The sequence below is a fragment of the Priestia megaterium genome (genome assembly GCF_041941685.1).
GTDB lineage: Bacteria > Bacillota > Bacilli > Bacillales > Bacillaceae_H > Priestia > Priestia megaterium_C.
The window spans coordinates 4394456-4409339 of record NZ_CP130958.1; the positions used below are offsets into that span (position 1 = coordinate 4394456).

Below are 14884 nucleotides of genomic sequence, written 5' to 3' on the forward strand. Positions count from 1 at the left end.
TTTTTCACTTATAATACTTCATCATTTGCTAATGCTACTAGTAATTTTGTAATATTTGTTTTGGTAATGCGTCCCACCACTTCAAAATTGCCGTCTCCCTCTTTAATAACGGGCATAGCATCAATCTGTTTTTCAATTAAGATCTTAGCAATATCAATTAACAAATCTTCGCGATAGCAATATGTAATGTTGGGCATTCTCGTCATGATAATATGAACAGGAATAGATGTGAGCTCTTGCTTTCCGATACTCGCGCGCAATAAATCTTTACGCGACAGTACTCCCACTAGCTGGGATTTCTCATCCACTACAAAAAGGGTCCCCACGTCTTCTAGAAACATTGTACAAATAGCATCATATACCGACACATTTTCGTTCACGACCACCGGGATAGACTGATATTCTTGCACCTGTATTTTTTTTATTTTATCTGTAAGAAGCTGTGCTCCTGTTTTACCTGTGTAAAAGTAACCTACGCGCGGTCGCGCTTCTAAATAACCAGCCATTGTTAAAATAGCCAAGTCCGGTCTTAGCGTTGCCCGCGTAAGGCTAAGCTGATCTGCAATATGCTCGCCTGTAATAGGGCCTTCGTCTTTGACAATTTGCAAAATTTGTTCTTGTCGTTTGTTCAGTTCGATTGTACTCACCACCTAATCATTAAATGTGACATACTATTTATAAAACATTATATACTTTTTAAGCAAAAGTAAAAGCTATAACTTATTAATTTTAGCATTTTATCTTTTTAGAATGCCGTTTATTTTACCACGGCTTCTCAAAAAAAGCAGGCATTACGCTTACAACAAGCGAAGCTACCCCTTCGCTCCACAGTAAAAAGGGTGTCCCCTACACACTACGAGGCACCCTAGCGACAGCAATTCTTTGCATATCACTGATTATCTTTTCTATTTCTCATCAGAGAGCGATTGTTTTAAAGACTCCATCTGATTCAAAAACCGCTTTGTTTTTAAAAACAATCCTGAATATTCTTCGTAATATTGATCAATTACAAACTTTAATTGTTTTTTTGTTTCGGGCTTAACAGAAATAGAACCTAATCGCTTTAAATCAATGTAATAAAATAGCCTTAATAGTTTAACCGTCATCGAACTAATTTTCAAATGATAAGGATCTTTTTCTAAGCATCGATGACAAATAAACCCGCCTTCTCGAATGGAAAAATGAAATGTTCCTTCACCTCGATGGCAGACTGCACATTCATTTAATGTAGGATGAAGACCTAGAACGTTTAACATTTTCATTTCATAAATAAATGTTAAGATCTCTGCATCATACTCTTCGTTCATATAATGAATGGTTTGGTGCAGCAGTTCAAATAGAAATGGATTTGGTTTATTGTTCTCAGTAGCTTTATCTGTTAATTCAAGAATATAAGAAGCATACGCTGTTGTGAAGATATCTTCGCGTATGCTTCTCATAGATGAGATAACTTCTCCTTGATGGAGAGTACCCATTCCTGAACCTGCTTGTATAAAAAAGTATCCATACGTAAATAATTGTGTGACGGAAGCTAAGCGACTACTGGGCTTTTTTGCCCCTCTTGCCATGAGACCCACTTTTCCGAGTTCACGTGAATAAATGGTGACAATTTTATTTGATTCACCGTAATCATTCGTTCGAATGACAATTCCTTCACACTTTTTAAACAATCATCATCACCGCCATCTTACAGAAGGCTAAGACAAGGGAGAATTGAGACTTTCGCTGTTGTCCTCATATGTTTCGGGTCTTTCTTTCACTTCATTTTCAAGTTCCTTAAAAATGAGATAAGTATCAATGCTACCTGTTTGTGAAAAAACGTTCCAAGTAAAATTCAACATAGAACTCCCACCTTTCTAACCATAAAGATCAGATACATATTTCAATTCCTTATGTTTAGAATAGCCTTCCGACGTAAAATCATGTAACACAATTTTTTACAAATTACCTTCTTTTATGAAGGGATATAAATCGACGCAAACAAGAACTCAAATGATTAATATTCGTCTTCTCTAAATCCAAAGTCACGGAGATGCGACGCTCGGTTTCGCCAATCTTTTTGCACTTTTACCCATAGTTCTAAAAATACTTTTGAACCTAAAAGGGCTTCAATGTCTGCTCTTGCTTTTCTTCCTACCTCTTTTAACATCTTTCCTTGCTTTCCAATTACGATGCCTTTTTGTGAATCTCTTTCGACGATAATTGTAGCGCCCACGTAAACAGCACCATTATCTCGTCTTTGCATAGAATCCATCACAACGGCAATAGAATGAGGTATTTCTTCCCTCGTTGCATGCAGTACTTTTTCACGAATTAATTCCGTAATAATAAAGCGCTCTGGGTGATCTGTTACTTGATCTGCCGGATAATATTGCGGACCTTCCGGCAATCGCTGCTTAATTTGATCAAGCAAACGCTCCACGTTATTTCCTTGTAAAGCCGAAATTGGCACAATTTCAGCAAAAGGATATAAGTCTTTATAATTCGTGATAATTGAAAACAATTCGTCTGGATGAATTTCATCAATTTTATTAATCACAAGGAAAACAGGCGTTTTTGTATCCTTTAAACGCTCGATAATAAATTCATCGCCTCGACCTAAGCCTTCTGTTGCGTTAATCATAAATAAAATTAAATCTACTTCTTTAAGCGTATTTTGCGCTACCTTCATCATAAAGTCGCCTAATTTATGCTTAGGTTTATGAATTCCTGGTGTATCAATAAACACAATCTGCGCCTGATCTTCCGTGTACACACCCTGAATTTTATTTCTAGTTGTTTGCGGTTTGTCACTCATAATCGCAATCTTTTGACCAATTACTCGGTTCAAAAAAGTTGATTTCCCTACGTTTGGTCTTCCAATAATTGAAACAAAACCTGACTTAAATTCATTATTACTCATGTAAATCCTCCGATGAAAATGCTCCTGGAAGTAATTCTTCCACAGTTAATTCTTGTATGTCATTTTTTAAATTGGTTAATATAACTTTCATTTCTTTTGGACAAAGCTCAGAGATTACTTGTCTGCATGCTCCACACGGAGAAACAGGGCGATCAGTATCAGCTACTACAACAAGTGCTGCATACTCTTTATCTCCTTCTGAATAGGCTTTAAATAAAGCCGTACGCTCAGCACAATTGCACATGCTATAAGCTGCATTTTCAATATTGCAGCCGCGATAAACCTTTCCATCTTTCGTCAATAAAGCTGCACCAACTTTAAATTTTGAATACGGTACATAAGCCATTTCACGAGCTTTTTTTGCCTCATCAATCAGTCCGGTCTTATCCATTTATCCGCTCTCCTTTTGCGCTTCTACATGTCTTTTAACTTGTCCTTTTTTATTATACCACGGGGGTGTAAAGAACCAAAAAGAATCCTTTTTAAAACAAATACTTTAAGAAAATAATTCCTCCTATAAGGACAGCAAAACACGCATAGACCAACACCGCGGCTGCGGCTGCATCTTTTGCGTGTTTTGCTAGTATGTGATATTCAGGAGAAACTAAATCGACAACTTTTTCAACTGCTGTATTCATTAACTCCAAGCTGAACATGCCTGCAATCAGAAGCAGCACAACCGTCCATTCACCAGCTGTAATTGACAGCACGGTGCCTAAGAAAAGGACGATGAAAGAAGCTGCTACGTGAATTTGCATATTTCTCTGTGTTTTACAAACATAGATAAACCCTTCTATTGCATAACCAAAGCTACTGACAACTTTAGCTATCCCCTTTTTATCGCGAGAGTCCATATTGTTCTAAAATATCTTTTTGACGTGTAAACATCTCTTTTTCATCTTCTGATGTTTCATGGTCATATCCAAGCAAGTGCAAGAAACCGTGAACCGTTAAGAATCCTAGCTCCCTCATAAACGAGTGATTGTATTCTTCTGCTTGCTCATGAGCTTTTGGAATCGAAATGACAATGTCCCCTAGGACTCTTGGCATCTCATCTCCGATAATTTGCATTTCATCTTCGCCCATTTCTTCTAGCGCAAACGATATTACATCTGTTGGCTGATTTTTATGACGGTATTGATGATTGATTTCTTGAATTCGATCATTATCCACAAATGTAACGGACACTTCTGCATCCTCTTGCAGATTTTCATATATAGCAGCGGCTTCAAGCAGCTTTTCAAGCTCTTTTTGCTGTTCTTCACTTACTTCGTTTGTTTCATCAATAAAATCAATAACTAAACTCATACCTTCACCTTCTCTTTTTTTATCTCTGGATATTCGATTCGGGAATGAAAAATCCCATTTAAAGTTTCACATAGTGCTTGGCGAATTAACTCTAGCTCTTTGAGCGTTACGTTACACTCGCTAAGCTGCTCATCCTGCAAGCGATCTTTAATAATATTTCGCACCAAGTTCTCAATTTTTTCAGGAGTCGGATTGGACATTGACCTTACGGCTGCTTCTACACTATCAGCTATGCAAATAACCGCTGCTTCTTTCGACTGAGGCTTTGGTCCAGGATAGCGATATTCTTTTTCATCAATTTTTTCTTCTGTTTGTTCAAGTGCCTTATGATAGAAAAACTTAAGTAGAGTCGTTCCGTGATGCTGCTCTGCAATATCTACAATCTCTTTTGGAAACTTGTGATTTCGCAAAATGGTAGCTCCATCTGTAGCATGTGCGATTATAATATTTTTACTAGTCTTAGGACTTAGTTTATCATGCGGATTAGTAATATTCATTTGATTTTCAATAAAATACTGCGGTCGCTTCGTTTTACCAATATCGTGGTAATAAGCCCCGACTCTCGCTAATAAACCGTTAGCTCCTATCGTTTCGCACGCCGCTTCAGATAAGTTTGCCACCATTACGCTGTGATGGTATGTTCCAGGTGTTTCGGTTAAGATTTTGCGTAATAGCGGATGATTAGGACTCGATAATTCAATCAGCTTCATCGTAGATAAAATGCCAAATCCACTTTCAAAAAACGGCAGCAAACCTATAGTTAAAACGGAAGCGATAACACCAGATGCAATTGACATCATGCTGTAATAGCCAAGCTCTACAGTGCCGATTTGGCCATTTTTAATAAAAATAATAGCAAAGCTGATAATTACGTTTACCATAGCCACAAATAGACCTGCCTGCAAAATCCGTGAACGTCTGTGCTGCCTGCTTAAAAATAAAATAGCAGCAATATTGCTAATTAAAAAGTAGATCCCAATGTTCATATTAAACGAGGTTGTCAATTCACCATTAAAAATAATGCTTCCACAAATAGCAAATACAATGCTTGATAAAATAGCAATGCGTTCATCCATTAAAATTCGAATCAGCAAACTTCCCACCGCAACAGGAGCTAAGAAACCAATTTCCGATAAATCAATTTGCTGAAACAAGCTTAAGATTTTCATGAGGCCAATCGTAATGGTTGCTACCAATACATACAACAGCAAGGGCTGATATGTCTTGGGGTGAAATTCACGCAAAGAGTAAATGAGGCCCGCTATCATCATTACAATCAGCAAAGCTAATCCCGCAAAAGGCTGAATAGATCCTTTATTATTCAACAATCCCGCGAGCTGAAGCTGACGATATATATCAGGATTAATAAGCTGATTTTCTTCTACAATAATCTGGCCTTGTTTGATTCGGACAGGCTCCACTTTTTCCACAGCTGCTTGACGGTTTTCAGCTGTTTTTTGTGGATCATAAATCACATTTGGAATGATAGCGAATTTAGCAATTGCATTCATTGAATCCTTTAGGGAATTGCTGACATTGGTGTAAACAAGCTGACTTTCTACTTGGTCTTTTTTCTCTTCTACATCGCTAATCTTCACTTGATCTTTCATCACATGATGAACGGCCGTGACTACAGCATCTTTCGCAATCGATAAATCACTGTTAGAAGACTGAAGCAGCTGCTTAATAGTATCCTTTGGCAAGTTTTTTTGAATGTCTTTAGGAAGCTTGTCCTCTAGCATTTTTTGTTTGGTTTTTAATACGGCATCGATACTGTCATCTTCATGATCTTCTTTTTCATATTCTGTATTAACTTCCATCATCGCATCAAAAATAGATGCAACAAGATCGACTTGGTTCTGTGCGTATTCTGTTTTTTGTGTATACACATCTTCAACGGCTTGTTCTGCCTCTGCCCGTTTTTTCTCTGTGCTCTCTTTATCTTCAATGGTAACGGGTGAGTAAATGGTTTGCGGAGAAATAGATAGTAATCTGAGATCTAATTCCTGCGGCTTTACATTGCTATACATAGACGCAAACATCATTACACCTAACAAGGCATATAACCCAATTTGAATTAACCGTAATCGCTCGATCTGTGCCATTGTTTGCTTGATTATCCGAAACGTTGACACAAACGTACCCCCTTTTACAAAAAATAGACCCTATTAAGAAAGGGTCTTTTGGTCAGCTTGTTCGTACGCTTGAATGATGCGTCCCACAAGTGGATGGCGCACAACATCTGACTGTTCTAGATGAACAAACGAAATACCTTTAACATTGGTCAGGATTTTCGAGACAGCCGCTAGACCAGACTGAGCTCCTTTTGGTAAATCAATTTGTGAAATATCTCCTGTAATCACCATTTTAGACCCAAATCCTAGTCGTGTTAAAAACATCTTCATTTGCGCCATCGTGGTGTTTTGCGCTTCGTCTAAGATAACAAACGCATCATCTAGTGTACGACCTCGCATATAAGCAAGGGGTGCTATTTCAATAACTCCGCGTTCGATTAGGCGTTGCGTATGTTCTGTTCCTAATACATCATGTAATGCATCGTACAGAGGCCGCAAGTACGGATCTACTTTTTCTTTCAAATCTCCTGGCAAGAAGCCAAGACTTTCACCTGCTTCAACAGCAGGACGTGTTAAAATAATACGCTGTACGTGACCATTTTTAAGAGCATTAACAGCCATGACAACGGCTAAATACGTTTTACCGGTACCAGCAGGCCCAATTCCAAATACCAAATCATTTTTCTTAATAGCAGAAATGTATTGACTTTGTCCTAATGTCTTAACACGAATAGTCTTACCTTTTACATTTTTACCAATCTCTTCTTCATATACATCTTCAAAAAACTCGAGAGAATTTTTCTTAGCTAATTGAATCGCATACACAACATCTCGTTCAGATATGGAAATATTTTTTCGGATAATGTTCAGTAACTTTTTAAGCATTTCTTCCACTAGCTGAACATTTTCTGTACTTCCGGAGACTACAACAGTCTCACCTCTTGAAATGATAGAGACCTGCATTTCTTCTTCAATTCGCTTTAAATTCGCATCTTGTACGCCAAATAATGAAATGGCTTCGTTTGAATCATCAAGTTGTACGTTAATTGTTACTAGCTGTTCTGACATTCATCAATCTCCTTGAATAATTGGTTGAGTGTTCGCAATATTTTCTATAACTTGGTAATGTATTGATAATCTAACTTTACCATTGTCCTGTTCTTGGTGCAAAACTTTTTCACCTTTTATTTTAGCATCCTCACCTAAAGTTGATAGTAATTTTTTTCGACCGATTTCCAAAGCTTTTTCCACCGCCTCTTGTTTAGAATAGACGCGCTGCGAGTTCTGTTCTTCTCGTACAGTAACTTTCTCATACGACAGAGGTAATTTCCATTTAAAAAAATAGAGTGGATGCTCCACTTTTTCTGTCACCTTTGAGCCGTATTTTTCTTTGTTAAAAGCCCAAAGAGGCATTTTAAAAGCTTGAAAATCTAAATAGTGCTTCGTATATCCATTACCCGTTAATACCTGAAAATCAGTTTTTAAAGGCACTTCCACCTCAGACTTATACCATGTTTCACCGTAGACTTTCCCTTTAGCAGCTACTACTTTTTTATTTTTTTCGTTTCCAATAATACCGGAAACTAGGACCTCGCCTTCATTGACAAAATCATTAACCTTGACTAAAGGTTGTCCTTTTTCGACAAACAAATTCGTAATAATGGCTTTCTTTTTAGCAATTAAATGTTGGTAAGGTGTTTTTTGCTGAAGCTTGGGCTCATTTTTTTCAACCACTTGGAAGTGATAAGAAGTGCCGCGCACTTCTACTCCCACCCAGGTAATATTGTTCATATTATCCGTTAAATAGCGCTGAATTTTTTCAGGACTCTCTAACAGAAATTGAAACTCTCCTCTTTTTACACCTATTTTGGCAAGCTGCTTAGTCATTTGATGTTCTGTTTGTGGTTCTGCACCGCTAATTTCCACTTTCCACACCATGTTGGAAAGCAAACCAAGAATAATAAAAAAAGAAAGAAAACCTAAAGCAAATCCACTATTTTTGATCACTCGTTTTGTTAAAAAAGGAAAACCTCTGCCTCTTATAAAATAAATTTTACAATCTGCGTTGCGAATTAGTATACGAATTTTCTTTACATCTTTCAATAATATCGTTGCTGTCGCTAGCTGACCGTCAACTTTATGGACATTCGAAATCATAATCTGTTGTCTCACACAATTATTTAAAAAACGTTCAATTCCTTTTCCAACAATTCGAATACGTACGGTACCAATAACAAAGTTTGTCCATCCATTCTTCATTTTTTTCCTCCTTGTGTTATTGTTCTAAATAAAGAACTTGATTGATTTTACCTTCTAAAACCAGTTCTTCTGGCAGTATTACTTTAATGACCAGTCCTTCACCTCGAATTAACATTTGTCCCTGTTTTAGTAACACGCGTATTTCAGTATCAGAAAAGGCTAATAAACCTTTATGATTTTCAATATAAATGTGTATTTGTCCAACTAACGTAATACGGGGAAGATCCATTAATACATCAGCGGGTAGTTCCATTGTTTTTGTCATCCATCTTTTCATTTGGTGTCTCCACTTTTTGCTCATAAAAAAGAACCCCCTTTCATCTCATGTTTATGAGAAAGGGGGTTAATGTATCACATCTATTTATCGTTTATATTTACGTTGTTTCGATTTTGGCGGCCCTAGAATTTCGGACCATATCACTCCTTGAACAGCTTCTTTACGAGAAATGGGCTTGAAAACGTTTTTCTCACCCGTGATTTTTGGTTTGTCAACTGTGATTTTCTTTTGAATAGACGGTTCATGATACGAACGATTTTTTAGCTCTTCCAATTTTTCTTGCAAAGGATTTGTTTCTGCTGAAGGAACAGTTTCCGGCTCCATACGAGCTGTTTTTGGCTCTTCTTTGACAGGTCGATATCTAGGTCTTTCCCGCCTTGAAGGATTGTTTACAGGAGGCATAGGAGCTCTTTTAGAACGCTGCTGTTCTTCCTCTTTTGACTGAGCCATAAAACGCTGCACAACGTTAAAAATAATCCCTCCAATGATGACAAAAATGAAAGCATTATTAATAATTAGTTTAATAAGCGTTTCAACGATATTCATTAGGAGAAAACCTCCTTGTTAAGCTGATTCATTATTTCTCATCGTCTTCTTTAGACATTTTTCCAATTGAATCACGCATATCCGTATCAGCAGTCAAGTTTTGAATATTCATATAATCCATGACGCCAATATTGCCAGAGCGCAGTGCTTCTGCCATCGCTAACGGTACTTCTGCTTCTGCTTCTACTACTTTTGCACGCATTTCTTCTACTTTTGCACGCATTTCTTGTTCTTGAGCAACGGCCATAGCACGACGTTCTTCGGCTTTTGCTTGTGCAATATTTTTATCTGCTTCCGCTTGGTCTGTTTGAAGAACTGCCCCAATATTTTTACCAATATCGATGTCAGCAATATCAATGGATAAGATTTCAAACGCTGTTCCTGAATCCAGCCCTTTTCCTAACACCGTTTGAGAAATCATATCGGGATTTTCCAATACTTTTTTGTGATCTTTTTGCGAACCGATTGTAGAAACAATCCCCTCGCCAACACGAGCAATAATCGTTTCTTCTCCAGCTCCCCCTACTAGTCGATCAATGTTTGCACGAACAGTAATTCGAGCTTTTGCTTTGACTTCGATTCCATCCATAGCCACCCCTGCAATAAAAGGTGTTTCAATAACTTTTGGATTAACGCTCATTTGTACAGCTTCTAGCACATCACGGCCCGCTAAGTCGATAGCTGCTCCGCGCTCAAATGTTAACTCAATATTTGCTCGGTGCGCTGCAATCAACGCATTTACCACGCGGTCAACGTTACCGCCTGCTAAATAGTGGCTTTCTAATTGATTAATGGTAATACCTAAACCTGCTTTACTTGCTTTAATTAACGGGTTCACAACGCGAGATGGTATCACTCGACGAAGTCTCATTCCGACCAGTGTGAAAATACTAATACGAACGCCTGCTGCTAATGCTGAAATCCATAGCATAATCGGTACAAAAGTGAAAAAAACAGCTAAAGCAATAATTGCTAGACCAATAACTACAAAAAACAATACGCTACCTACTTCCATTAATTAAGGTCCTCCTTTTTCAAAGGCTCTGTAAGCTTCCGCACCACAACCCTTGATCCCTCTACTTTTATAATATTTACTAACACATCTTTGTCTAAATATCCGCCTTCAGTGACTACATCCACATACTCTTCATCGATGAGCACGGTACCTGAAGGACGCAGCGGTGTTGTTGTTTTACCTTGTTTTCCTATTAATTCATAACGATTTTGATTCGACACGTAGCCAGATTCAGTATTAAGTGAATCATTAAGCACCATTTTTTTGAAAGGTGTAAGCTTTCTTTTAAAAAATTTCATCATCACAAACGCACCTCCCAGTGCCACCACTATTGCAATTACAAGAGAAATTCCCATTTCGACATTATTATCTGTTGACATAAAAAAACTTAAAATGATAGCTCCAAGCCCTAGTAGTCCTAAAACTCCGCCCGGTACTACAATCTCTAACAGAAGCAATATAATTCCTGCTATAAATAAAACGAGCGCTTCCATTCCAGCTAATCCTGCTACCATATGACCATAGAAAAATAAAAGAAGTGAAGCTATTCCAATAGAGCCCGCAATACCAAATGAAGGCGTAAACAATTCAATTACAATTCCTAAAGCACCAATGGATAATAAAATGGGAACAACAAGCGGATGGGTAAGAAAACGAGCAATTTGTTCACTTACACTCATTTTTGCATACGTCAGTTTAGCATCTTCATAGCCAAGTACGCTTAGGAGATCGTCTAAATTTTTTACAGTCCCTTCTGAATAACCAACTTGCTCGGCTTGCTTCGGAGTGAGCGTCAGCAATTCGTTTCCTTTTAAGTTGAGCTCAGGTATTACCATCTTTGTATTTGCCATCGCTTCTGCATATTTAGGGTTTCGGTTATTTTGTTCTGCTGCGCTCTTCATAGCCGATAACCAGTAGGACTGAGCTTTTTTTCCTGCTGCATTTCCCTGTTGGTCAATCACAGCTGCCGATCCCATTGTAGAACCGGGTGTCATATAAATTTGATCAGCGTTAAGTGCAATATACGCTCCGGCTGATAATGCTTTTTTATCGACAAAAGCAGCGGTAGGAATAGGTGTTGAGGTTAAGCTTTTAGCTATTTCAGAAGCTGCATCTACAGCTCCTCCAGGAGTATCTATGTCCAATATAATCAAATCTGCACCGTCATTTTCCGCATCTTCAATGGATCTGTTTAGAAAAGAAAGCAGTCCATTTTCTACCGTTTTATTTACAGGAATAACGTGTACGCGCTTCACGTCAGCGGTGCTAATAGTGGGGAATAACCCAGTGGCTAAGATAAGAAAGCACACGAAAGAAAATAAGGTTTTCACCGAATACACTTCCCTCCTTCCATAGATAGTATGAGTATGTATCTGTATATACGAATAACTTTAACAATAGTTTCAAATTTTTTAAAATTTATCTATTTTATTCTTCACACCAGAAAAACAAAACATACGTTCGTTTATTATTCATATAAAAAACACCTTACACAAGGTAAGGTGTTTTTTATGATAAGTGTTGAAGGACAAGCTTATTAACAAGAGAGCCATCCGCTTTGCCTTTTACTTTCGGCATAAGCGCTCCCATAACTTTCCCCATATCAGCTTTAGAGGAAGACTGCGTTTCTTCAATCGTCGTTTTAATAATTTCAGATAACTCTTCTTCAGTTAGCTGTTTAGGAGCGTAAACTTCTAAAACCGCTAATTCAGAATGAATTTTATCAACAAGATCTTGACGACCTGCTTTCTCAAATTCATGGAGGGAGTCTTTACGTTGTTTGAATTCGCGAGAAATAACCGTCAACTCGTCTGCTTCAGTTAGGTCAGTTCCTAACTTAATGGCTTCGTTTTGAAGAGATGCTTTGACCATACGAATGACCCCAAGCTTCTCTTTCTCTTTGTTTTTCATCGCTTGTTTCATATCACTATTTAAACGCTCGAGAAGACTCATAAATCCACCCTCTTATTAGAACTTGCGTTTTCTAGCAGCTTCAGATTTCTTCTTACGCTTTACGCTAGGCTTTTCATAGAATTCGCGCTTTCTTGCTTCTTGTAACGTACCAGTTTTTGAAACTGAACGTTTGAAGCGACGAAGAGCATCTTCAAGCGATTCGTTTTTACGAACAACTGTTCTTGACATTCTAATTCCCTCCCTCCGAACAAAACCACTAACATCATAATGAAATGACATGTTAGACATGTCTTTTTCAATTATAATATAATGATTCCTTAAGGTCAACCGCTTTACATAAAGTAATGCAGTTATTCCCCCTTTATTTTATGAACTTTCTTGATAAAACATTACTCGTTCAGCTTTTTTATACGTATGAAAAAAGCTGCGTATACACGCAGCTTTCCAATAAGTGTTATGAGCTCATTTTCACCTGATCTTGAAGATGAACCTCATCTAGCACGCGAACAAACTCACCTTCATTATAAGGATATCCAGCTTTTGAAATTTTAACTTTTACAAGCTTTCCAACCATCTCTTCAGACGCTTTAAACACAACCTTTAAGTAGTTATCAGTATATCCTACATATAAACCACTTTCAGGATCTTCTTTATATTTTTCTTCCGGAATTACTTCTAGTACTTCTCCTTCAAACGTTGAAGCATATTCTTTTGCCAATTGATTTGAAAGTTCGATTAAACGATGCACACGTTCATTTTTTACTTCTTCATCAATTTGGTCGGTCATACGAGCTGCTGGCGTACCTGTACGTTTAGAATACGGGAATACGTGAAGCTCTGAAAAACCGTGCTCTTTAATAAAGTTATACGTCTCCATAAACTCTTCTTCTGTCTCACCTGGGAAGCCAACAATAACATCTGATGTAATCGCTAATCCAGGAAGAGCTTCTTTCAGACGGTTTAAGCGCTCACCAAAGAACTCCATTGTATACTTACGACGCATGCGCTTCAATACCGTATTTGAACCTGATTGAAGAGGAATATGCAAATGACGTACAACCATTTCTGATTGATCTAGTACCTCAATCACTTCGTCCGTAATTTGGCTTGCCTCGATTGACGAAATACGAATACGTTTTAGCCCTTTTACTTGAGATTCTAAATCACGAAGAAGCTGGGCAAGATTGTAATCTTTCATGTCTTCTCCGTATCCGCCAGTGTGAATACCTGTTAACACAATTTCTTTATATCCTGCATCCACTAGCTGCTGTGCTTGTGCTACTACTTCTTTAGGATCACGTGATCGCATTAAACCGCGCGCCCATGGAATAATACAGAATGTACAGAAGTTGTTACAGCCTTCTTGAATCTTTAACGAAGCACGTGTACGGTCTGTAAAAGCCGGTACATCTAGCTCTTCATATACGCGTGTTTTCATAATATTTCCTACGCCGTTAATCGGTTGACGCTCTTTTTTAAATTGTTCAATATAATCAAGCATCTTAACGCGATCTTGTGTACCTACTACGATATCAACACCAGGAATGGCCATAATTTCAGCAGGCGAAGTTTGAGCATAACACCCAGTTACACAAATAACCGCATCTGGATTTTTTCGCACAGCTCTGCGAATAACTTGACGGCTTTTTTTATCTCCTGTATTTGTTACCGTACATGTATTAATTACATATACATCGGCAGTTTGTTCATATTCAACACGCTCATAGCCTTGGCCTTTGAACAATTGCCAAATTGCTTCTGTTTCATAGTGATTTACTTTACACCCTAGCGTGTGAAAAGCAACTGTTGACATAATCGTCACCTCATTAACTCAGTTTGATAAGATATAGCAGACAGCGCATATAAAGGAGCTGTTTCTGCTCGTAAAATTCGCGGACCAAATCCGCTTATTGTAAATTCATTTTCTTCTAATACTTCTACTTCCTGCTCGGTCAAACCACCCTCGGGGCCTACAACCACAAGCACGGAATTGCCGGGTTTTAAAGCTGAAAGAACAGCATGCAGATGAGATGTTTCTCCTTGCTTCGCTCTTTCTTCATAGGCTACAACTTTATGAGTATAGTCACCGCTAATTTCTACTAGTTTTTTAAAAGAAATTGGGGCTTCTACTGCTGGTACAATCGTACGATGAGATTGTTCTGCAGCCTCTTTAGCAATCTTGTTCCAGCGATCTAATTTTTTTTGACTCTTTTTATCATCCCATTTAACAACTGAACGAGCCGCAATAAAAGGGATAAACTTATACGCCCCAAGTTCTGTCCCTTTTTGGATAATAAGCTCGAGCTTATCCCCTTTAGGCAGACCGTTCACAATTGTAACATGGACTGGAAGCTCTTTTTCTTCGCTTATCCATTCTATAATAGATGCTTTCACTTCGTTAGCGGAAATATTTTCAATTTCACACAAAGCAGCTTGCCCCTGTTCATTACAGGCAATAAACTGTGATCCTTCATTCATTCTCATGACACGTGAGATATGATGGGCATCATCATGTGTCACTATGACACTTTGCTCTTGAAATTGATCATTTGGCAGAAAATAACGTTGCATCTTGACACCTTCTCACT

General features: G+C 37.9%; 18 protein-coding genes. All 18 read right to left on the reverse strand.

The genetic code is table 11. The annotated features are described in order from the left end of the window. Nucleotides 1-8 precede the first annotated feature (8 nt). The 18 genes from Q5794_RS23320 to Q5794_RS23405 all read right to left on the reverse strand — a co-directional run bounded on the left by Q5794_RS23320 (nt 9) and on the right by Q5794_RS23405 (nt 14867). Nucleotides 9-647, reverse strand: coding sequence for a helix-turn-helix transcriptional regulator (locus Q5794_RS23320; protein ID WP_025750542.1), 639 nt, complete (start codon nt 645-647; stop codon nt 9-11). A 258-nt stretch (nt 648-905) separates the two neighbouring features. Further along, on the reverse strand, nt 906-1670 hold the full coding sequence (gene recO, locus Q5794_RS23325; RefSeq protein ID WP_047932593.1) for a DNA repair protein RecO: 765 nt from the start codon (nt 1668-1670) through the stop codon (nt 906-908). Between the two features lie 27 nt (nt 1671-1697). After that, nucleotides 1698-1841 (reverse strand): YqzL family protein, encoded by a 144-nt coding sequence (locus Q5794_RS23330; protein WP_214984278.1) that lies wholly within the window; start codon nt 1839-1841, stop codon nt 1698-1700. Between the two features lie 155 nt (nt 1842-1996). Continuing rightward, nucleotides 1997-2902 carry a GTPase Era gene (gene era, locus Q5794_RS23335; RefSeq protein WP_013059225.1) on the reverse strand — a complete coding sequence of 302 codons (906 nt, stop codon included), beginning with the start codon at nt 2900-2902 and terminating at the stop codon, nt 1997-1999. Then, on the reverse strand, nt 2895-3293 hold the full coding sequence (locus Q5794_RS23340) for a cytidine deaminase (RefSeq protein WP_098626970.1): 399 nt from the start codon (nt 3291-3293) through the stop codon (nt 2895-2897). The genes era and Q5794_RS23340 overlap by 8 nt, the downstream gene beginning before the upstream one ends. A gap of 91 nt (nt 3294-3384) precedes the next feature. After that, a complete protein-coding gene (locus Q5794_RS23345; RefSeq protein ID WP_136789639.1) occupies nt 3385-3756 on the reverse strand; it encodes a diacylglycerol kinase family protein in 372 nt (123 codons plus the stop codon). Beyond that, nucleotides 3740-4210, reverse strand: a complete 471-nt coding sequence (gene ybeY / locus Q5794_RS23350; RefSeq protein WP_025750544.1) for an rRNA maturation RNase YbeY — start codon at nt 4208-4210, stop codon at nt 3740-3742. Before ybeY ends, Q5794_RS23345 begins: the two co-directional genes overlap by 17 nt. Next, nucleotides 4207-6315 carry an HD family phosphohydrolase gene (locus tag Q5794_RS23355; protein ID WP_374989248.1) on the reverse strand — a complete coding sequence of 703 codons (2109 nt, stop codon included), beginning with the start codon at nt 6313-6315 and terminating at the stop codon, nt 4207-4209. The genes ybeY and Q5794_RS23355 overlap by 4 nt, the downstream gene beginning before the upstream one ends. A gap of 63 nt (nt 6316-6378) precedes the next feature. Next, a complete protein-coding gene (locus Q5794_RS23360) occupies nt 6379-7353 on the reverse strand; it encodes a PhoH family protein (protein WP_013085052.1) in 975 nt (324 codons plus the stop codon). A gap of 3 nt (nt 7354-7356) precedes the next feature. Next, nucleotides 7357-8544, reverse strand: a complete 1188-nt coding sequence (yqfD, locus tag Q5794_RS23365; protein WP_214984277.1) for a sporulation protein YqfD — start codon at nt 8542-8544, stop codon at nt 7357-7359. 16 nt (nt 8545-8560) lie between these two features. Beyond that, nucleotides 8561-8845: a sporulation protein YqfC gene (gene yqfC / locus Q5794_RS23370; RefSeq protein WP_013059232.1), complete on the reverse strand. Its 285-nt coding sequence runs from the start codon at nt 8843-8845 to the stop codon at nt 8561-8563. Nucleotides 8846-8905: 60 nt separating this feature from the next. Further along, on the reverse strand, nt 8906-9367 hold the full coding sequence (locus tag Q5794_RS23375; protein ID WP_013059233.1) for a hypothetical protein: 462 nt from the start codon (nt 9365-9367) through the stop codon (nt 8906-8908). Nucleotides 9368-9398: 31 nt separating this feature from the next. Next, nucleotides 9399-10382 carry a flotillin-like protein FloA gene (floA, locus tag Q5794_RS23380; protein WP_013059234.1) on the reverse strand — a complete coding sequence of 328 codons (984 nt, stop codon included), beginning with the start codon at nt 10380-10382 and terminating at the stop codon, nt 9399-9401. Continuing rightward, nucleotides 10382-11713, reverse strand: coding sequence for a nodulation protein NfeD (locus tag Q5794_RS23385; RefSeq protein ID WP_060746218.1), 1332 nt, complete (start codon nt 11711-11713; stop codon nt 10382-10384). Before Q5794_RS23385 ends, floA begins: the two co-directional genes overlap by 1 nt. 178 nt (nt 11714-11891) lie before the next feature. Continuing rightward, the gene (locus tag Q5794_RS23390) at nt 11892-12335 is read right to left on the reverse strand and encodes a GatB/YqeY domain-containing protein (RefSeq protein WP_013059236.1); all 444 of its coding nucleotides are present in this window, start codon (nt 12333-12335) and stop codon (nt 11892-11894) included. Between the two features lie 15 nt (nt 12336-12350). After that, on the reverse strand, nt 12351-12524 hold the full coding sequence (rpsU, locus tag Q5794_RS23395; RefSeq protein WP_013059237.1) for a 30S ribosomal protein S21: 174 nt from the start codon (nt 12522-12524) through the stop codon (nt 12351-12353). 226 nt (nt 12525-12750) lie between these two features. Next, on the reverse strand, nt 12751-14109 hold the full coding sequence (mtaB, locus tag Q5794_RS23400) for a tRNA (N(6)-L-threonylcarbamoyladenosine(37)-C(2))-methylthiotransferase MtaB (protein ID WP_013059238.1): 1359 nt from the start codon (nt 14107-14109) through the stop codon (nt 12751-12753). A gap of 5 nt (nt 14110-14114) precedes the next feature. Then, nucleotides 14115-14867, reverse strand: a complete 753-nt coding sequence (locus tag Q5794_RS23405; RefSeq protein WP_014458184.1) for a 16S rRNA (uracil(1498)-N(3))-methyltransferase — start codon at nt 14865-14867, stop codon at nt 14115-14117. Between the last annotated feature and the right edge of the window lie 17 nt (nt 14868-14884).